Source organism: Bradyrhizobium sp. AZCC 1610, assembly GCF_036924515.1.
Classification (GTDB): Bacteria; Pseudomonadota; Alphaproteobacteria; order Rhizobiales; family Xanthobacteraceae; genus Bradyrhizobium.
The window spans coordinates 6,071,358-6,089,192 of the sequence record NZ_JAZHRR010000001.1; the positions used below are offsets into that span (position 1 = coordinate 6,071,358).

19 protein-coding genes and 1 pseudogene are annotated in these 17,835 nt (G+C 62.3%); 2 read left to right on the forward strand and 18 right to left on the reverse strand.

The genetic code is table 11. The features are described 5' to 3' along the window. Window positions 1-332 precede the first annotated feature (332 nt). The 7 genes from V1279_RS29855 to V1279_RS29885 form a co-directional block, all read right to left on the reverse strand. A complete protein-coding gene (locus tag V1279_RS29855) occupies window positions 333-764 on the reverse strand; it encodes a hypothetical protein (RefSeq protein ID WP_334443383.1) in 432 nt (143 codons plus the stop codon). 255 nt (window positions 765-1,019) lie between these two features. Beyond that, window positions 1,020-1,631, reverse strand: coding sequence for a 2-hydroxychromene-2-carboxylate isomerase (locus tag V1279_RS29860; RefSeq protein ID WP_334443386.1), 612 nt, complete (start codon window positions 1,629-1,631; stop codon window positions 1,020-1,022). 4 nt (window positions 1,632-1,635) lie between these two features. Next, the gene (locus tag V1279_RS29865; protein WP_334443389.1) at window positions 1,636-1,869 is read right to left on the reverse strand and encodes a hypothetical protein; all 234 of its coding nucleotides are present in this window, start codon (window positions 1,867-1,869) and stop codon (window positions 1,636-1,638) included. A gap of 130 nt (window positions 1,870-1,999) precedes the next feature. Further along, window positions 2,000-3,190, reverse strand: coding sequence for a DUF2235 domain-containing protein (locus V1279_RS29870; RefSeq protein WP_334443391.1), 1,191 nt, complete (start codon window positions 3,188-3,190; stop codon window positions 2,000-2,002). Between the two features lie 266 nt (window positions 3,191-3,456). After that, on the reverse strand, window positions 3,457-4,731 hold the full coding sequence (locus V1279_RS29875) for an MFS transporter (RefSeq protein WP_334443393.1): 1,275 nt from the start codon (window positions 4,729-4,731) through the stop codon (window positions 3,457-3,459). Window positions 4,732-5,433: 702 nt separating this feature from the next. Further along, window positions 5,434-6,432 carry a DUF808 domain-containing protein gene (locus tag V1279_RS29880; protein ID WP_334443395.1) on the reverse strand — a complete coding sequence of 333 codons (999 nt, stop codon included), beginning with the start codon at window positions 6,430-6,432 and terminating at the stop codon, window positions 5,434-5,436. Window positions 6,433-6,608: 176 nt separating this feature from the next. Next, complete coding sequence (locus tag V1279_RS29885; protein WP_334443398.1) at window positions 6,609-7,415, reverse strand: response regulator; 807 nt, start codon at window positions 7,413-7,415, stop codon at window positions 6,609-6,611. Window positions 7,416-7,720: 305 nt separating this feature from the next. Here V1279_RS29885 and V1279_RS29890 point away from each other — a divergent pair, with 305 nt between their 5' ends. Together V1279_RS29890 and V1279_RS29895 are read left to right on the forward strand one after the other, a co-directional pair. Beyond that, the gene (locus V1279_RS29890; RefSeq protein WP_025588264.1) at window positions 7,721-7,918 is read left to right on the forward strand and encodes a NepR family anti-sigma factor; all 198 of its coding nucleotides are present in this window, start codon (window positions 7,721-7,723) and stop codon (window positions 7,916-7,918) included. Further along, on the forward strand, window positions 7,918-8,466 hold the full coding sequence (locus V1279_RS29895) for a sigma-70 family RNA polymerase sigma factor (RefSeq protein WP_057854563.1): 549 nt from the start codon (window positions 7,918-7,920) through the stop codon (window positions 8,464-8,466). Before V1279_RS29890 ends, V1279_RS29895 begins: the two co-directional genes overlap by 1 nt. Window positions 8,467-8,633: 167 nt before the next feature. On the opposite strand, the gene V1279_RS29900 is transcribed toward V1279_RS29895, so the two are convergent. The 11 genes and pseudogenes from V1279_RS29900 to V1279_RS29950 all read right to left on the reverse strand — a co-directional run bounded on the left by V1279_RS29900 (window position 8,634) and on the right by V1279_RS29950 (window position 17,804). Next, on the reverse strand, window positions 8,634-10,283 hold the full coding sequence (locus tag V1279_RS29900; RefSeq protein ID WP_334443400.1) for a CHASE domain-containing protein: 1,650 nt from the start codon (window positions 10,281-10,283) through the stop codon (window positions 8,634-8,636). A 375-nt stretch (window positions 10,284-10,658) separates the two neighbouring features. Beyond that, window positions 10,659-11,297, reverse strand: a complete 639-nt coding sequence (gene ureG, locus V1279_RS29905) for an urease accessory protein UreG (RefSeq protein ID WP_334443402.1) — start codon at window positions 11,295-11,297, stop codon at window positions 10,659-10,661. A gap of 132 nt (window positions 11,298-11,429) precedes the next feature. Continuing rightward, window positions 11,430-12,167 (reverse strand): urease accessory protein UreF, encoded by a 738-nt coding sequence (locus V1279_RS29910; RefSeq protein ID WP_334446624.1) that lies wholly within the window; start codon window positions 12,165-12,167, stop codon window positions 11,430-11,432. Then, complete coding sequence (gene ureE / locus V1279_RS29915) at window positions 12,148-12,726, reverse strand: urease accessory protein UreE (protein WP_334443404.1); 579 nt, start codon at window positions 12,724-12,726, stop codon at window positions 12,148-12,150. The genes V1279_RS29910 and ureE overlap by 20 nt, the downstream gene beginning before the upstream one ends. A 21-nt stretch (window positions 12,727-12,747) precedes the next feature. Beyond that, window positions 12,748-13,047 carry a putative quinol monooxygenase gene (locus tag V1279_RS29920; protein WP_212419428.1) on the reverse strand — a complete coding sequence of 100 codons (300 nt, stop codon included), beginning with the start codon at window positions 13,045-13,047 and terminating at the stop codon, window positions 12,748-12,750. Window positions 13,048-13,071: 24 nt separating this feature from the next. Beyond that, a complete protein-coding gene (locus tag V1279_RS29925) occupies window positions 13,072-13,371 on the reverse strand; it encodes a putative quinol monooxygenase (RefSeq protein WP_334443409.1) in 300 nt (99 codons plus the stop codon). Window positions 13,372-13,419: 48 nt separating this feature from the next. After that, window positions 13,420-15,136 (reverse strand): annotated as a pseudogene (gene ureC, locus V1279_RS29930) (urease subunit alpha). Window positions 15,137-15,150: 14 nt separating this feature from the next. Next, the gene (locus V1279_RS29935) at window positions 15,151-16,278 is read right to left on the reverse strand and encodes a patatin-like phospholipase family protein (protein ID WP_334443412.1); all 1,128 of its coding nucleotides are present in this window, start codon (window positions 16,276-16,278) and stop codon (window positions 15,151-15,153) included. 11 nt (window positions 16,279-16,289) lie between these two features. Beyond that, the gene (locus V1279_RS29940; protein ID WP_334443415.1) at window positions 16,290-16,595 is read right to left on the reverse strand and encodes an urease subunit beta; all 306 of its coding nucleotides are present in this window, start codon (window positions 16,593-16,595) and stop codon (window positions 16,290-16,292) included. Window positions 16,596-16,604: 9 nt separating this feature from the next. Then, window positions 16,605-16,907: an urease subunit gamma gene (locus V1279_RS29945; RefSeq protein WP_025588283.1), complete on the reverse strand. Its 303-nt coding sequence runs from the start codon at window positions 16,905-16,907 to the stop codon at window positions 16,605-16,607. Window positions 16,908-16,967: 60 nt separating this feature from the next. Next, window positions 16,968-17,804, reverse strand: coding sequence for an urease accessory protein UreD (locus tag V1279_RS29950; RefSeq protein WP_334443418.1), 837 nt, complete (start codon window positions 17,802-17,804; stop codon window positions 16,968-16,970). Between the last annotated feature and the right edge of the window lie 31 nt (window positions 17,805-17,835).

Here is a 17,835-nt window from a genome sequence, read left to right on the forward strand (position 1 = left end):
ACGCCAGCACCGCGGCGTCCGGACCACACGACTTCGCCGTACGCTTGAGCCACACACGTCAGTCGCAGCTCTCGCGTCCATCGCATCTCACCGCACGTTCGTGACGATGGCCAACGCCCCTCATCCGCCGTGAGACGGGCGGAGTTATGCCGGTGATTTGGCCTGCGTGTTAAGCGGAATATTTTTGCGGGAAGGGCTGGACAGGATTTGACTGATTTGCCCGTCGTGCCAGTTTATCGCAAGTGTGCGTCGAGATTGTGCTTGCGCGCAAAGCAAATCACTTCGCAGTCCGTCGATGGGGTAACGGCTCGCTTCACAGCACCGTGGCGCGATCAGGTTACGCAGCGGCCGGGCTGAAGCAGCTTTGCGACCTCGGTCAAAACGCTGACCGGCGGTTCGCAGGCGATCGCCGTCTTCGAGGCGCCGGGCTTGGCCGGCGGTGCCGGGCGGTTCCGTACCTGCTCCTGGACCACGGGCTCTTGAACCACGGGCCCTTGGACCACGGGCGCCTGGACCACGGGAACACGCACCACCACGGACGTGTCGTCGAGGCCGACGCTGCGGATCGTAATCGTATCGGTCTGGTTTTGCGCCGCTCTGAGCGCCGCGCGGTCGGCCTTGGCGGCGCGGTTGATGTCGGCTGTGGGAGCGGTCGAGGCGAGTTGCCGGCGGCCGGTGAGGTCATGGCCGGACGCGAGCTGGACGGCGCCAAACGTGGCAAAGATGGCGAGAGCGGCTAAAAATGCTTTGAAAATCTGTGACATGACGTTCTGTCCCGCGCCCCAATGGCGACCTGGACACAACCCGAGCCGAGCCGCCGGGGGTCCGGCGCTTCTCGATCACTTAACCGTGTTCGAAAAAAATCTGCGGAGCGCGGGAACGAATCCGGGGGCTCGGAGTCATCCCGGCAGCCGGTTATTCCCCCTGCCCCATTGACCGGCGACGTAGGGTGCGACCGTGGTGATGCCGGTCGCACCCTGCTTTTTTGGGCCAAGCCGTTTGCTCGTTAAGCCGCTTGCTCAAGACGCCAGCTTCTTCAAAGCACGTTCCAGCAGTTCCAGCCGGTCCTGGCCCCAGAAGATTTCGCCCGAAGGCAGCACGTAGCTCGGCGCACCGAAGACGCCCGCGCTAAGGGCCTCCTGCGTATACTGCTCATGCAGCGCGTTGAGTTCGGCGTCCGAAGGACCGCCTGCGCGCAGCTCCGCGGCGTCGAGGCCGGCGCGCTGGGCGGCCAACGAGATCGCTGCGGGATCGGCGAGCGTTTCCTCACGTTCCCACACCGCGCGGGCGAGCTCCAGCGACAGCCTGTGGGCATTCCTGCCTTGCAGCTTGGCCGCGATCACCAGGCGGGTCGCCGCAGTGTCGTCGCAGGGGAAGTGCTTCGGTTCAAGATTGATCGGAATGCCCCGCACCTCGCGCCAGCGCTTTAGCTCCATCATCCGGTAAGCGCGCCGCTGCGGCGAGCGCTTCGGCAACGGCAATCCGCCGGTCTGCTCGAAGATCGGCCCGAACTTGCAGGGCTTGATGTTGACGGTCGCGCCATTTCGCTCGGCAATCTCGGCGAACGGCGCGCTGCCGAGGTAAGTGAACGGCGAGGTGAGCGTCATGTAGTAGTCGATGGTGACTGGCATGCTCTCAGCCCGAGGCGTTCGTGATCTTGTGATCCAGATGACCGGTCTTGTAGTCGCGGCGAAGCTGGCTCAGCGATGTCTCGTTCAGGTGAAGCAAAACATCGCTCAGCTTGTCGGTTGGGGGATAACCGGCGGCAAAACCTTGCCCGTAAATCTTGCGCAATGTGCCGATGGGGGTGGTGCCGTGCTTGTGGCTGATTTCGCCGTCCTGGCGGTTGTCGAGACCTGCCTTGCTCATGCCGCTCTCCCTTGTGCCTGCGTTGAAACATCCTCCCGCTGGGGCGAAATGGCAATCGTGCACTGCAACCGGGATCAAGGCAGGCCCATTGCGATAGGCCGATCATGGTCGCCGCCATCTGAAGTCTGGCTCATGAAAGTATATCGAATTTCCGTTTCACTGCTTGAATTACCCTATCCGTATATGGAGCGGCAAATTTCATGGGCTGCATGGCAGCTCCGTTTTCGAAAGCCGGAATATAGAGATCTGGGCCATTCCGTATTGCGATAGATTTTCCCACAAGCAGGTCCGCCAAAGGATGGCGGCTATTGATGAAGTTCACCTCTTGAACGAATTTTCGTCTACGTTCTTTCACAACTCGTTCGTGGTTTATGACGATGTCCTCACTCTCAATGAGACCGAGGAGTGTTCCTTCTACATAGTTTGTATCGAAGGATAGTTCGGGGCAATGATGAGCGACCCTGTCGATCATCAGCAACAGGCTGGTTGTCGCGAGAAATGTTGACTGGTAGCCTCCGCCGACGTCGCAATGAATTCCAGGCAACCAAATCTGCTCAAGCGCCTGACTTGCTCTGCAGCCTTCCCAAAGTAGCGGAGCAAAAGACCAGCGCCGCTCATCGATTGAAACAATATGGACTGCCTTCTTTACTACCTCATCAAGAAAGGGCTTGAGCCGATATTTTCTTCTTTCTGTGTCGGAAAACAAAGGCCCCGCCACAACGTCCCACAAGCCTAAGAACTCTACTTTTACATTGGAGTGTGTAGCCACGTTGCGCAGTTCAGAATAATTCAACCGTGGACTGTCTTGAACAAAGTCGATCCAAGCGTGCTCGATCAGAGACAAATAATCTGGCTTCAATAGCCCAGATCTGGAAATAAGCGCCGCAAGAATTCTGGCGGCGACTGCCCCTCGCGAGAACCCGAACAAGTAGATTTGGTCGCCTGGCGCGTAATTTGAGACCAAGTTAATGTACGCTTGAAGTACGATTTCCCTTACACCCTCTCCTGTTAGGCCAGCAAATTCTCTGGAGCTTTCGTTGGCTGTTCCGACCCCCGCAGAATAGAGAAACATTTGCGATTTTCGATCACCAGAGAGCTGTTCGAAGTTGAGTGAAACGTTGAGGCGGTGAACGTTGCTTTGAAACATGTCTGCATATGCAGCTTGCCACGTTCCATCGATACCTAAGATAATGTGCTTGCAGTTTTTATACGGCGGCATTCGACCGCCGCCGCCGCCGCGAAACCTATCGTGCCCATCCCTTTCCGGATCCCATTCCTTTTGTGTCTCGTCAGGATTAGATCCACTGAATATGGCCGACATCATTAAAACTCAAAATTGTGAGATCAATTCAATGTTTGAGGCATACCACTTAAACGCATGAGTTGTGATTATTACAACAGACGAAGCTGGATAGCTTGTGGATACGCGCTCCTGCATTCACCAGCATCAGCCTTCTGGCTTGACTAGCCCTCCCGCTGCGGTCGCACCTAGGGAACCGCCGCTATCGACGGTGAATGGTAGGCGTGCCGAAGCCGATCTCGTTGCCGCGCGTCGCAACTCCCTCGACACCCATGAAGCCGCAGGGGCTACTGCCCCACCGCCCGCATCTCCTCACTCGGCTTCACATCCTGCGATCTGCTGTAGATCGCGACAGCAACGATCAGGACCAGCGTCAATGTGCCGAACAGGGCGCGGTAAGCCTCTTCCGTCCGCGCGCCGCTGGCCAGCGGTTCGAACGCGCCGATGATGATTCCGGACAGCGTCTGCATGCAGGCGACGCCGAGCATGACTGATGTGTTCATGGTCGAGATGCCGCGCCCGATCAGCCGATCGGGGAAGATGCCGCGGCCGTGCGTCATCACCATCGTGCTGGAGGCACTGAAGAAGCCCATGGCGATGATGACGGTGACCGGCAGCCAGGCCGGCGGGTGAGAAAACAGCGCCAGGACCGCGAGCAGAACAATGATCACCAGCGTGCCGCCGATCGCGATACCCTTGCGGGTGTCGAGCCGGCGGTCGAGCGGGCCGAAGGCGAGCATGCCGGCCTGGTAGGCGATCACGGCGCTGAGCAGGACGTTGCCGGCCGCGATCGGGCTTAAGCCATGCACCTCGCGCAGGAATGCGCCGCCCCACAGGCCCTGCACGGTGAAGGTGCAGGCATAGTTGCAGAAGTTCAGCGCCAGGATCGGCTTCAGGCGCGGGTTGCGCAGCACCTCGACCAAACCCTTCAGCATCTCGCCGGGCGGCTCCACCTTGCGGCTCAGGAAGGGATGACCGGGCGGCGCGTCGCGCACCACCAGCCAGATCGCGATAGTCGCCAGCGCCGTGAAGGCGACGACGGCGCCGAACACCGGGCGCCAGCCGACCGCCTCCGACGCCCAGGCGAGCGGCGTGGTGGCGGCGAGGTTGCCGAGCAGGCCGATCGACAACACCATGGCCGTCAGCGTCGAGAAGCGGTCCGGCGGAAACCAGCGGGAGATCACCACCATGCTGCCGATCAGCATCACGCCGCAGCCGGCGCCCATCAGCACCCGGCCGGTCAGCAGCACCGGCCAGCTCGGCGCCAGCGTGAACAGGGCGCCGCCGAGGCTGGCTATGATGAGCATGCCGACCACGGTGTAGCGCGGCCCGAACCGATCGAAGAAGAAGCCGCAGGGAATCTGCATCGCGGCAAAACCGAAGAAAAACGCGCCGGTCAGCGCCCCCAGGGCTTCCGGCCCGATGGCCAGATCGCGCATCAGGTCGAGACCGATGGTGACGTTGGAGGCGCGGAAAAAATGGCTGGCGACATAGGCGGTGGCCAATGTCGCGACGATGATCAGGCCCCGGCGGTAGGGCAAAGGCCGCTCGGCGGACTGCATCGGTTAAAGGGCCGTTTCCCGTTTGTTTTCTTGTTGCCGCAGCGAGCCTATGCGGGCGTGGAGCGCAGTTCAACAAGCAATCCCGCCCGTCCCGTCTTCCGCAATGCCGGCGTCACGCCGCCAAGCGTCAGCACCATCAGCGCGCACATGGCTCTTGCGCACAAAAAATCCGGCGCGCAGGTGGGGCGCGCCGGATAGTCCGACCAGCGTTCGAGGCTGGTGGCCCGAGCCAGGGGGAGGTGCCTGGCCGCGAACTCGGTAACGCCGGCAATCGCCAATGTCGGCGGTGAATCACCAGAGTTAATGATAACGCCGGCGTCGCGATCCGGAGGTGAACTGGTTCACATGGCACGCTCAATCAGAAATCATTTCGCGAGCTCACTTGATCGTCGCGCGCGAACGGAAATTGCGGCGACCGAGGTGACGAGGCAGGCGGCGCCGACGACCGGGAGGAGAGATCGACGATGCGCAGGCAATTCGTAATGTACATCCTGCCTCGACGTGACGATGTTAGGATCCGCGCGCGCCATGCTCAATTGTACCGAGGTAAGTGGACGACACCGAAACGGATGGGCCGGCTATACGAAGGTTTGTGAGCCCGGCTTTGCGCAGCGGAACCGGGTACGTTCGATACGGAACAGACGTGGAGGAAACTCGCTCGCAAGCGCAGAGAGGCACAGTAGCGGGAAAACAAGCGGCCCTTCACTGAGCGGACGTACTCTGACGGCGGTGCAGAAAGCGCTTCAGCGATTTCCATGCAGGCGCGAAGATAAATCCGACGACCGGAATCGATGCGGCGCCGACCAGCAGGCCTATCACGCCGGATATGGCTGCCTCGACCGCCCATTCGAGGATCGCGGCAAGCGGCGGGATTGCGTGGGCCACAGCCTCGGCTGCGGACTTGACGACGTGGCCGATTGCCGGCGGACCGTAGACCTCGACGCCATGCAGAATAATGCCGCCGCCAACCCAGATCATGGCGGCAGTGCCGACCACGCCGAGAATCGTCAGAAGCACCGGCATGCCGCGAACGATGCCGCGTCCAAGCGCGCGGCCCATGGCCGAGGCGCGATCGCTCCGCGCCAGCGCCACACCGACATCGTCGGCTTTCACGATCAGGGCGACCACGCCATACACGGCGACGGTGATTCCGATTGCCACGACCGCCAGCACAAGCGCCTGCTTCCAGATGCTCCCTGCGGGGAGGGCCGCCAGCGTGATCGCCATGATCTCGGCCGAGAGGATGAAGTCGGTCTTGATCGCACTGGCGACCTTTTCATCCTCAACCGACTGCGCGTTCAATGCGACCGTGCCGAGCTGGGCTTCGTGCTGGTGCGCCTGATGGGGCATAACCGCTTCCAGCACCTTCTCCACCCCTTCGTAGCAAAGGTAGGCACCGCCCACCATCAGCAGCGGCGTAATCGTCCAGGGGAGGAAGTAGCTCAGCACCAAGGCAGCCGGCAGCAGGATCAACAGCTTGTTACGCAGCGATCCCGCGGCGATCTTCCCTACAATGGAAAGTTCGCGCTTCGGCTCGAACCCGATCACGTAACCGGGCGTGACCGCGGTATCGTCGATGACGACACCTGCCGCCTTCGCGCCCGCTTTCGCAGCCTGGCTGGCCACATCATCGAGCGACGCTGCAGCTACCTTCGCGATACCGGCGACATCATCGAGAAGGCCGATCAGCCCGATACTCATCGATTTCTATCGCCTTTCAATCAAAGGTGCGCCGCGGGCCTTTGCCGCGGCAAGTGACATTGGCGGGGGCGCCGCTTCCGGCACATGAGCCGCAAAGGTCATCAAATCTCAACAAAAATCCGGCGCGCAGGGGGGAGCGCGCCGGATCATTCCAACTCTACGCTATGACGCTTCGATCAGCCAGTGGCCGCCCGCGGTGCGCGGTTGCGCGAGTTGCGCTGGAAGAACAGCGCCTGGCTCGCGACCGCGGAGACCATCGCGGGCTGGAACGGCTTCGAGATCAGGAACGCGGGCTCGGGGCGTTCGCCGGTCAGGAAGCGCTCGGGATAGGCGGTGATGAACACCACCGGCACCTCGAACACCTTCAACAGCTCGTTGACCGCATCCAGGCCCGACGAACCGTCGGCGAGCTGGATGTCGGCGAGGATCAGGCCGGGCTTCTTGTTCTTGGCCAGCGCCACCGCATCGGCATGGGTGCGGGCGACGCCGATCACGTTGTGACCGAGGTTCTTCACCAGGCTCTCGAGATCCATCGCGATGAAGGTCTCGTCCTCGATGATCAAGACGTCGGTGGCGATTTCCGCCGCCATCTCGCGGCCGGCGGCATCCGTCAACGCGCGGGTTTCGGCGATGTCGGTATTGAGAATGAACGCCACCTCCTCCTCGGAGAAGCCTTCGAGCGAGAGCAGCAGGAATGCCTGCCGCGGCAGCGGCGTGATGTTCGACAACCTGCGCTCCGGTGGCAGCGCCAGCGTCGTGACATCAGGGTTGTCGTTGAGCGACACCGAATTCCAGATCTGGGTGAAAAGCTTGAACAGCCCGGCGCGCGGGCCGTGCCGTTCGTCCAGCAGCGAGCCATCCTGCAGCAGGGCTTCCAGCATGGCGGCCACATAGGCATCGCCCGAGGCCTGGTTTCCGGTCAGCGCACGGGCATAGCGCCGCAACAGCGGCAGATGTTCAGCAACGAGCTGTGATCGGGACATCCCCATTTCATCCTTATCTTAGGCCGTATCCTTGGCCGTACTTACTTAGGGTCTCAGCCGGGCGGGCGTAACCTTAAAGCGCCGCGTCGGCGCCATTTTAGTTTCGGCGGGGGGACCCCGGTTCCCCTGTCAACCCCGACTACTCGCGGGGGACAAAAAAGTTCCAGAAAAAGTTCCCAGATTTCGGAACCATCCGCACATATTCGCATTAGCCTTTGACCTATAACGCGGCGGCCTAGGCCCAATTTCGAGGTAACCTCTTGAAACCACAGAGACTTAACTCTCGGGGAAGCGTGGATCAGACCATGAAGGAAGTAAAAAAGCAGGGCGGGCTCAATGCCGAGATTCAATCCAGGATCGGGCACCAGCTCCGCGCCATGTACGACGACGTGGTCCGACAAGGCGTGCCGGACCGCTTTGCAGAGCTGATCCGGAAGCTCGACGGGCCCGAAGCGGCGGCGGCCCAGATCGACGAAACAGCAAAAACTGACGGGAGGGACTAATGCCTCTCACCGACTCTCTTCGCGACGACATTTTGGCGTCGGTACCCAGCCTGCGCGCGTTCGCGATCTCGCTGTCAGGCAATGGCGACCGTGCGGACGATCTGGTTCAGGAAACGTTGCTGCGCGCCATTGCCAACATCGACTCGTTCCAGCCCGGCTCGAACCTGCCGGCGTGGCTGTTCACCATCCTGCGCAACCTGTTTCGCTCCGACTACCGGAAGCGGCGGCGCGAGGTGGAGGACGCCGAGGGCAATTACGCGAAAACTCTGAAGACCCAGCCGGCGCAAAATGCGCATCTGGAGTTCGAGGAGTTTCGCAACGCGCTTGACAAGCTGCCGCAGGACCAGCGCGAAGCGTTGATTCTTGTCGGCGCCTCCGGCTTCTCCTACGAGGATGCCGCCGCCATCTGCGGCTGCGCAGTCGGCACCATCAAGAGCCGCGTCAACCGCGCACGCTCGAAACTGTCGGCGCTGCTCTATGTCGATGGCGCCGAGGATTTCGGACCCGACGAGACCGTGCGCGCGGTGATCGGCGGCAATGGCGGGTGATGACGCCAGCGAAATGACATGGAAAAGGCGGCCCGAGCGGGCCGCCTTTTTGGTTCGTCGTTGTAGCCCGGGTGAAGCGCAGCGCAACCCGGGATTCCACGATATACACCGGCCCCGGATTTCGCTTCGCTTCATCCGGGCTACAGGGCTTAGCTTTCAGTGCAGCCCTACCGCACCGGCGCGGAAATCTGCTCGGTGCGATCGCGCTCGGTCATGTCAACGACGGTTTCCATCGGCGCGGTGAGTTCGTAGACGTAACTCACTTCGGTGAAATAGCGCTTCGCGGTGCCGCCCATCGCTTCCGGCGCGACGCGGTCGAGCAGGATGAGGCCGAAATCACTGTCTTCCCGCCGCGTCGCCGCGCTGGTGTTGAACTCTTCCCAGCGAAAATGAAAGACCGCATCCGGCTCCTCGCCGGTGACTTCCCAGTTGGCGACGATGTGCGGGTGCTTGCCGACCAGCGACAGGCCCTCGTCGGAATGCGACGCCAGTTCGAAGAACAACAGCGACAGCGACTGCGCGGCCCGCGCGCTGACGGAGATATCCGGACCGTTGACCACGATGCGGTCGGCGTGCGGAATCGCGCGCGATTCGAACAAGCCCCTGAGCTTGACGCCCTGCCACTGGCTTTCGCTGAGCAGCGTCACCACGTTCGACATCGCATGGATGCGGCCGATCAGTAGCTCGCGCGACACGTCCATGTCGGAGCCGTGGCGCAGCGTGCGCGTCACGATCGACTGGATCACGGCGAGGATGTTCTTGACCCGGTGGTTGAGCTCGTCGATGACGGCGGTCAGCCGCCGCTCGAAACCGATCCGGACCTGGATCTCGCGGCTGAGCCGCAGATTGTTGTAGGCGACATAGCCGAACAGGCCGCAGACGATGCCGGTGAGCGCGAAGCCGATGGCCGCCACGACGATCGCCGTCTGCTGCGCGCGCTGTGCGGCGTTGTTCTTGGCATAGTAGCCGAGCGACCAGTCGCGACCGCCGAATGTCACCGTCCGCACCACCGACGGCAACGGATCGCCCTGCTTGACCTCGCGCAAGGAGATCACGCCCTGGTCGTTGGCGACATATTCGTCGCTGGCGTCATTGGGGTCCTTCAGCACCACCGAAAACAGCGAGCGGTCGTCATTGGTCAGCATCAACGGCGCCAGCTCGTAGGAGAACGTGACGAAGCCCACGGGATCCGCCGTGCCATCCTTCAGAATGGCAGACGCAAGCACGAGGCCGATCGGCCCGTTCTGCCGCAATAGCGGAATCGGGTCCGACGCCACCGGCTTGCCGGCGGCGGCTGCCTGCGCCAGCATCGGCCCGATCACCGAATGGCGATCGTAGGCGCGGCCCGGAAAGCCCAGCGTATCCGCGCTGCGCGGCTCGAGGTCCATCAGGACGTCGAGTGGCTTGTCGATCGTCTTGATGTCGAGCGGCCGGTCGTCGAAATCCCTGATCGTCGGGTTGGTGAAACCGGCGCCCTTCAGCTCTGCCTGCGCCGCGGCCCGATCGCCCGGCTTGAGGCGCGCGATCCAGTTCGCGATCACGAAATCGGTCTTGAACGCATAGATCGCCGACCGTAGCGGCTGCAGCATATTGGCCTTCACCGCCGACGGCGCGCGAAACAATCCGGATGCAACGCGGGCGAGCAGTTCGCGCTCAGTCAACCGGTCCTGCACCAGGCTGGCATGAACGTCGATGGCGCGGGACAGCGCGATGCCGTCGATCGCCAGCTCCTGTTCGTGAACGCGATAGGCCGCGAGACCGGAGAGCAGAACTCCGATCAGCGCGATAAAGCCGATAATGAAGCCCAGCCGAACCACTCGCTTACTCAGGAATGACGTGTTGGCGAAGACGTATTGAAAGCATCTTTGAGTCTGCCGGGGCAGAAGCACATGGCAATAGCGCGAAGGCCAACCGCGGCGAATATGACGGAGCGTTCATCAGCACGCAACTGACAGGTTGGCAGCGAGGTAAACAACACGGCCGCCGTTAACGCTGATTTGGCGGGGCCAGAGGTTGATAATCTGACAATGCCGATTTGGTTCCGGCGAGGACGGACAAATCAGGGGCTGCGGGCGGCGGACCGATTATTAATGTTAACGCGCCGCCCGTCCCGGCCGCTGGGCCTGACCGCTTGCCCGGCTGCTTGCTCGCCCCGCCTGGCCCGGCCGTTCATCTTGGCCGGTTGTCTTGACCTACCCGGCTTTGGCCTTCGCCGCCGGGCGCAGGCCGCCCTTGGTCTCGATGAAGCCGATGATGCGATCGAGCCCCTCGCTCTTCTTCAGATTGGTCATCACGAACGGCCGCTCGCCCCGCATCCTTTTCGCGTCGGTTTCCATCTTCTCGAGCGACGCGCCGACATGCGGCGCGAGGTCGATCTTGTTGATCACCAGCAGGTCCGAGCGGGTGATGCCCGGCCCGCCCTTGGAGGGGATCTTGTCGCCGGCGGCGACGTCGATCACGTAGATCGTGAGATCGGCGAGTTCGGGCGAAAACGTCGCGGCGAGATTGTCGCCGCCGGATTCGATCAGCACCAGGTCGAGATCGGGAAATTTCGCGCGCATGTCGGCCACGGCTGCGAGATTCATCGAGGCGTCCTCGCGGATCGCGGTGTGCGGGCAGCCGCCGGTCTCGACGCCGGCAATGCGGTCCGGCGTCAGCGAGCCCGAGCGCACCAGGAACTCCGCATCCCATTTGGTGTAGATGTCGTTGGTGATCGCGGCGATGTCGTAGCGCTCCCGCATCGACTTGCAGAGCAGGTCCATCAGCGCGGTCTTGCCGGAGCCGACGGGACCGCCGACGCCGATGCGGAGGGGACCATGAGAGTTAGACATGTGCGATGCTCTTTCCGTTGCGCTTGCGCGATCGTAGCCCGGATGGAGCGCAGCGCAATCCGGGATCGGTTGATCCGAACGTGAGACGGCCCCGGATTACGCTTCGCTCCATCCGGGCTACAGCCTGCTGCATCATGACCGGAACAACCGCGTATACTGCGTCTCGTGGCGCAGGCTGGCGAGGTCGGCGCGGAAGGTGGCGCTGCCGAGATCGTCGAGCGATGCCTCCAGCGCGCGCTTCGCGGTGGCCGCCACATCGGCTTCGAGGCTTGCGAGAATGCGCTGGCTGTCGGTTTGTCCGAGCGGGACCAGCCGCGCGCCGGCGGAAATCCAGTTCGACACCACGGCATGCAGGAAGGCGTGCATCGCCGGCGCAAGCGGAACGGCGTGAGCCGCGCTGACGAGGCCTACCGCGACGGGATAAACCATACTGCCGTCGCAAGCGGCGACCATGCCGTCGAGCCCGTCGCAGGCCCAGGCTGACCGTGCGATCTCGACGAAGGCGCGGCCCTGCGTCGAGGTCTCGAGCTGGCGCTCGCGCGAGGGCACGAAGGCAGCCGCGAGTTCGGCAATCTCGCGCAAGGCGGCGCCGTCTTGCGCGGATGCGGCGCGATGCGCCTGCGCCAAAAACACCGCGTCGCAGAAGCCGGAGCCCTCATTGAGCATCGCGGCCAGCCAGTCGCGCAGCGATGCGGCGTCCGTGACGTCACCCGCCTCCACCGCCCATTCGATGCCGCTGGAATAGGAAAACGCGCCGACCGGAAAGGATGGCGACAGCCAGGTCATCAGCCGGTACAGCGCCGCCGCCTCATCCGCATTCATTCCGCTGCTCGCGTCGGCCGGCGCGGGCTCACTTGTGGTCATGAGCATGGGAGTGATCGTCGTGGTGATGATCGTGGTCGCAATGTTCGTCGTGGTGATGGTGATCGTCATGGTGATGGTGATCGTGATCACCGTGGTGATGGTGGCCATGATCATGCGCGGCATGATCATGAGCCGCCTGCGCATACGCCCCGCCCTCGGGATCGAACGGCGCCTCGATCTCGATGATGCGCGCGCCCAATCCCTTCACCATCGCCTCGATGACGTGATCGCGGCGAATGCGCAGGCCTTTTGGCATGATCTGCGTCGGCAAATGGCGGTTGCCGAGATGCCAGGCGATGCGAACCAGGTGCAGCGGATCGGCGCCCCTGATCTCGATCAAGGGCTCTGCAGCCGCGACCACCTCGATCAGCCGGCCATCCTCCAGCACCAGCGCGTCGCCGCCGCGCAGCGCGACTGCGTTTTCCAGATCGAGCAGAAACTCCAGCCCGCGAGTAGCAGTCATCGCCATCCGCCGCCGGTGCCGGTCGTCGAAATCGAGCACGACGGTGTCGGCCGCGGCTTGCGTCCAGCGGTGCTGGCCCAGGACTTTTGTGGCGCGGATCATACTAGCCTGCTCAAAGACACGTCAGAATTTCTCCACCTTGCCGTCGCTGATGATCTCGATCACCGTCGGTGCCGTTTTCATCTGCGAGGAATACTCCCGCCACACCTTCATATGGGGCGCGCGGCCATGCGCATTGAGGTCGTCGCGGGTTTCCCAACGCTCCACCACCACATACAGATTGGGATCGTTCACGCTGACATGGCCGTCATAGGAGATACAGCCCTTCTCCTTGAGCGTTTCGGCGGTACAGGCCTTGTGCCCCTTGATGAAGTCGTCCTTGTTTTCCGGCTTCATCGGCGTGGTGGCGATGACGTAGATCATGAGTTTATCCCTTGCTTTTCTTGATTAGCGAACGTCGACCTTTTCCGGTGTGATCACTTCGATCTTCGGCGGCGCCGACATGCATTTCACGGCGACGCGGCCGAAGGTCTTCATGTGCTCGGCACCGCGATGCGGCACCAGCGCCTCGGCATTTTCCCACTGCTCGACGAACACCATTTTCGTGGGATCGGTGACGCTTTCGTGCAGGTCATAAGCGATGTTGCCCGGCTCTTTCCGGGTTTCCTTGATGCAGGCGGTGGCGGCCGCGATGAATTCGGCGCGTGTTTCGGGCTTCACGGTCAGCGTGGCAACGACGTAAATCACTGGATCCTCCCGGACTTCTTGTTCTGGACGAAAGTTCCGGGAACGACCTTAGAACATGAAATAGCGCTGCGCCATGGGCAGAACCTCGGCCGGCGCGCATGTCAGAAGCTCGCCGTCTGCGCGCACCTCATAGGTTTCGGCGTCGACCTCGATCGTGGGCGTGGCGCCGTTATGGATCATGCTCTTCTTGGAGATGCCACCGCGGGTGTTTTTCACCGGATAAAGCTTTTTTTCTATGCCGAGCTTGCGCGCCAGCCCGCCTGTGATGGCAACCTTCGAGGTGAACACCCACCGAGGACGCCGTCAGCGACTTGCCGTAGGCGCCGAACATCGGCTGGTAATGCACGGGCTGCGGCGTCGGAATCGAGGCATTGGGATCGCCCATCGGCGCCGCCACGATCGAACCGCCCTTGATGATGCAATCGGGCTTCACGCCAAAAAAGGCCGGCGACCACAGCACGAGATCGGCGAGCTTGCCTTTCTCGACCGAGCCGATCAGTTTCGAGACGCCATGCGCGATCGCGGGGTTGATGGTGTATTTGGCGATGTAGCGCTTGACGCGGAAATTGTCGCTGTCGTTACCCTTGTCCTCGGGCAACGCGCCGCGCTGCTTTTTCATCTTGTCGGCGGTTTGCCAGGTGCGGATGATGACTTCGCCGAGCCGGCCCATCGCCTGCGAGTCCGACGACATCATCGAGAGCGCGCCGAGATCGTGCAGGATGTCTTCCGCGGCGATGGTTTCTTTGCGGATGCGGCTTTCGGCAAACGCCAGATCCTCCGCGATCGAGGGATCGAGATGGTGGCACACCATCAGCATGTCGAGATGCTCGTCGATGGTGTTGCGGGTGAAAGGGCGCGTCGGATTGGTCGAGGACGGCAGCACGTTCTTCAACCCGGCGATCTTGATGATGTCAGGCGCATGTCCGCCGCCGGCGCCCTCGGTGTGGAAGGCGTGGATGGTGCGGCCCTTGAAGGCTTTTACGGTGTCCTCGACGAAACCGGATTCGTTCAATGTGTCGGAGTGCAGCATCACCTGGACGTCGTAATCGTCGGCAACGCTGAGGCAATTGTCGATCGCGGCCGGCGTGGTGCCCCAATCCTCGTGCAGCTTCAGCGCGCAGGCGCCGGCCTTGATCATCTCGACCAGCGCGGCCGGCCGCGAGGCGTTGCCCTTGCCGGAGATGCCGAGATTGACCGGGAACGCGTCGAACGACTGGATCATCCGGCCCATGTGCCACGGTCCGGGCGTGCAGGTGGTCGCAAACGTGCCGTGCGATGGGCCGGTGCCGCCGCCCAGCATCGAGGTGACGCCACTCATCAGCGCGTGCTCGATCTGCTGCGGACAGATGAAATGGATGTGGCTGTCGAAGCCGCCGGCGGTGAGGATCTTGCCTTCGCCCGCGATCACGTCGGTGCCGGGGCCGATCACGATGGTGACGCCGGGCTGGATATCCGGGTTGCCGGCCTTGCCGATCGCGGCGATCATGCCTTCCTTGATCGCGACGTCGGCCTTCACGATGCCCCAGTGATCGACGATCAGCGCATTGGTGATGACGGTATCGGCCGCGCCCTGCCTGTTGGTGACTTGGGATTGCCCCATGCCGTCGCGGATCACCTTGCCGCCGCCGAACTTCACCTCCTCGCCATAGGTGGTGAAATCCTTCTCGACCTCGATGATGAGATCGGTGTCGGCGAGCCGCACCTTGTCGCCGGTGGTCGGCCCGAACATGTCGGCATAGACGGAACGCTTGATTTTGGTCGACATGAGGAATTTCCCGATCAGTGGCGCGCCGGCAGCAGGCCGTGTGTTTCGAACAATTCTTGCAACTTCAGTTGGGCAAGCCGATATCCGATATCATGACGCCGCTTGACGCCTGCGGCGGAGAAATCGCGAAAGGATCCGGACTCGTCGGAGGACAGCGAGAGACCGGCTTTCTCCATGAGGTCGGGATCGGTCAGATCAATGTCGGTGATCGCGTTGAGTGTCTTGAAGCGCGCGGCATCATGAACCCGCTTCTCGAGCGACGGATCGAGCGAGCCCGCAGGGACGACAACCGCGAGAGCGTCGATTGTCTCCAATAGCTGGTTGATGGTATTCGCATTCGCACTATCCTGACGGAGCCGATTGCCGTAGCGCAGCTCGCTCAGGCGATCGTTCACTTCGATCATGCTTGTCGGCGGTGCGCGCTTCTTGCGAAACAGATTCATCACGACCAGAATGCGATCGACATCATTGGATCCGGAAAATGCATCGATGGCGTCGCCGAGCGGCGTGTTGTCGATGACACCGCCATCCCAGAAGCTCGCATCGGGGAACGCGATGGCCGGAAACCCGGGCGGCAGACTGCCGCTCGCCAGTACATGGCGCGGCCCGATCTCCATCTTTGTTTCATTCTCGCGCGGATGGTTGCGGAAACGGATCAACTCGCCGGAGGACACATCGACCGCGGTGACGACAAAACGGGTCTTGCTGGCATTCAACGAAGCGAAATCGACATGCTTTTTCAGCGTTCCGAGCATTGGATCGGTGTCGTAGAAATTAGTCCAGTTGAAGAAATTCCAGATATCGCGGCGTGGCATATAAAAGCCGGGCACTCCGAACAATGCGAGATTGCGGCTTGCGGCTGCCCACCAATAACTCGGCGCGTCGAGCGACAGATCGGACCACAGCGACCGCAAGCGATCCCGCGCGTCGGCCCGGTCCTTGGCGCCGACGACGCAAGCCGCATTGATCGCGCCAATCGAAACCCCGGTTACCGCAGTCAATCGCACGGTCCTGCCCGGAACGTCGATTTCGTCCATCAGTTCAAGCAACGCAATCATCGCGCCGAACTCGTAGGCGCCGAGCGCGCCTCCGCCCTGCAGCACCACTCCGATTTCGACGTTGTCCTTTGCGACCTGTCCCATGGCAGCCTTGCTCAGAGTTTCCCCTGCACCTCGCCGCGAAAGCCGTAGATCACGCGTTTGCCGGCGAGCGCCACCAGTTGGACGTCGCGGGTCTGGCCCGGCTCGAACCGCACCGCGGTGCCGGCAGCGATATCGAGCCGCATGCCGCGGGCTTTCCTGCGGTCGAATTTCAGTGCCGGGTTGGTTTCGAAGAAGTGGTAGTGCGAGCCGACCTGGATCGGACGGTCGCCGGTATTGGCCACGGAGAGGGTCACCGTCTTGCGGCCCGCGTTGAGTTCGATCTCGCCGTCCTTGATGAAGAGTTCGCCGGGGATCATCTGGTGCTCCTACCTGATCGGCTCATGCACGGTGACAAGCTTCGTCCCATCCGGAAATGTTGCCTCGACCTGGATGTCGTGGATCATCTCCGGGATGCCGTCCATGCATTGCGCGCGGGTGATGACCTGCGCGCCGGATTGCATCAACTCGGCCACCGTGCGGCCGTCGCGTGCGCCTTCGACGATGAAGTCGGAGATGATCGCGATCGCCTCGGGGTGGTTGAGCTTGACGCCGCGCTCCAGCCTGCGGCGTGCCACCATGGCCGCCATCGAAATCAAGAGCTTGTCCTTTTCGCGGGGGGAGAGATTCATGCGAGCACTCGGGTGATTGAAGATCTAGTTGAGCCAAAGCCTCTAGTTAAGCCAGAGCCTCTAATTGAGCCAAAGCCTTGGCAGCGCCACGCCGCTGGCGCGGCCGAGCACTGCCATCATATCGGCGCGAAGCCGGGCCGCATCTTGGGCACAGAAACGGGCCATTGCAAATCCATTCCAGCAGGAGATACCGACCTCGCCGCCGAACGTTTCCGATGCCTCGCGGATCCGCTCCACCAGCGCCTGGTCACCCGGCACGATCAGCGCGGTGCCGATGGCAACGCCACCCTTGGCGATGGCCGGGCGCGCCAGTTTTTCGCCGATGTCGCCGTCGAGCCGGATGGTTTCCGCAAACACGAAGCGACCGCCGCGACGCAGGCGCCAGCGATCGACGAACTCGCCGTGCAGCATCTTTTCGCCCATCGCCGCGCGGCCGAACACCACGATTTCGCAGAGCAGAAGCGAGGCGTCCGCCGCCATGTCGATGTCGATGCGCCTGATAATCCGCGCCCGGTCGAACAGGATGGTCTCCTGGGGGAGCCATGAGAGATGAGCGCCTGCTGCCGCCTTCAACGCGATATTGAGCTGCGCGGCGGGCCCGGCCGCGCGATAGACCTTTTCGGCCGCCGCTGTCGTCAGCGTCAGCCGCGCTCCCTCGCCTGCCGCGATATCGATATCGAAACGATCGCCACCGGCAATGCCGCCGGCCGTGTTGACGAACACGCCGGACAGCCCCTCCTGCTCAGGGGAAGGAAAGCGCACGCGCAGCGAGCCGGATTCATGCAGATCGCCGCGGCGGGTGACGCCGTCCTGAAGATGCACGCCGAACCGCACCGCGCCCTGGGCCCGGTTGGCTGCGAACGTCGCTGAACTCGCGCGCGTGCTATCGGTCCGCATCCGTCCCCCAAACGCAACGCCCGATACGACC

What these genes read in the sequence shown, in the direction of transcription:
- V1279_RS29890 (WP_025588264.1), top strand. Translation starts at nt 7,721, where the DNA reads ATGAAGGAAGTAAAAAAGCAGGGCGGGCTCAATGCCGAGATTCAATCC.
- V1279_RS29935 (WP_334443412.1), bottom strand. Translation starts at nt 16,278, where the DNA reads ATGGGACAGGTCGCAAAGGACAACGTCGAAATCGGAGTGGTGCTGCAG.
- V1279_RS29940 (WP_334443415.1), bottom strand. Translation starts at nt 16,595, where the DNA reads ATGATCCCCGGCGAACTCTTCATCAAGGACGGCGAGATCGAACTCAAC.
- V1279_RS29855 (WP_334443383.1), bottom strand. Translation starts at nt 764, where the DNA reads ATGTCACAGATTTTCAAAGCATTTTTAGCCGCTCTCGCCATCTTTGCC.
- ureG (WP_334443402.1), bottom strand. Translation starts at nt 11,297, where the DNA reads ATGTCTAACTCTCATGGTCCCCTCCGCATCGGCGTCGGCGGTCCCGTC.
- V1279_RS29895 (WP_057854563.1), top strand. Translation starts at nt 7,918, where the DNA reads ATGCCTCTCACCGACTCTCTTCGCGACGACATTTTGGCGTCGGTACCC.
- V1279_RS29880 (WP_334443395.1), bottom strand. Translation starts at nt 6,432, where the DNA reads ATGAGTATCGGGCTGATCGGCCTTCTCGATGATGTCGCCGGTATCGCG.
- V1279_RS29860 (WP_334443386.1), bottom strand. Translation starts at nt 1,631, where the DNA reads ATGCCAGTCACCATCGACTACTACATGACGCTCACCTCGCCGTTCACT.
- V1279_RS29945 (WP_025588283.1), bottom strand. Translation starts at nt 16,907, where the DNA reads ATGAATCTCTCCCCCCGCGAAAAGGACAAGCTCTTGATTTCGATGGCG.
- V1279_RS29875 (WP_334443393.1), bottom strand. Translation starts at nt 4,731, where the DNA reads ATGCAGTCCGCCGAGCGGCCTTTGCCCTACCGCCGGGGCCTGATCATC.
- V1279_RS29910 (WP_334446624.1), bottom strand. Translation starts at nt 12,167, where the DNA reads ATGCTCATGACCACAAGTGAGCCCGCGCCGGCCGACGCGAGCAGCGGA.
- V1279_RS29885 (WP_334443398.1), bottom strand. Translation starts at nt 7,415, where the DNA reads ATGTCCCGATCACAGCTCGTTGCTGAACATCTGCCGCTGTTGCGGCGC.
- V1279_RS29950 (WP_334443418.1), bottom strand. Translation starts at nt 17,804, where the DNA reads ATGCGGACCGATAGCACGCGCGCGAGTTCAGCGACGTTCGCAGCCAAC.
- ureE (WP_334443404.1), bottom strand. Translation starts at nt 12,726, where the DNA reads ATGATCCGCGCCACAAAAGTCCTGGGCCAGCACCGCTGGACGCAAGCC.
- V1279_RS29865 (WP_334443389.1), bottom strand. Translation starts at nt 1,869, where the DNA reads ATGAGCAAGGCAGGTCTCGACAACCGCCAGGACGGCGAAATCAGCCAC.
- V1279_RS29870 (WP_334443391.1), bottom strand. Translation starts at nt 3,190, where the DNA reads ATGTCGGCCATATTCAGTGGATCTAATCCTGACGAGACACAAAAGGAA.
- V1279_RS29920 (WP_212419428.1), bottom strand. Translation starts at nt 13,047, where the DNA reads ATGATCTACGTCATCGCCACCACGCCGATGAAGCCGGAAAACAAGGAC.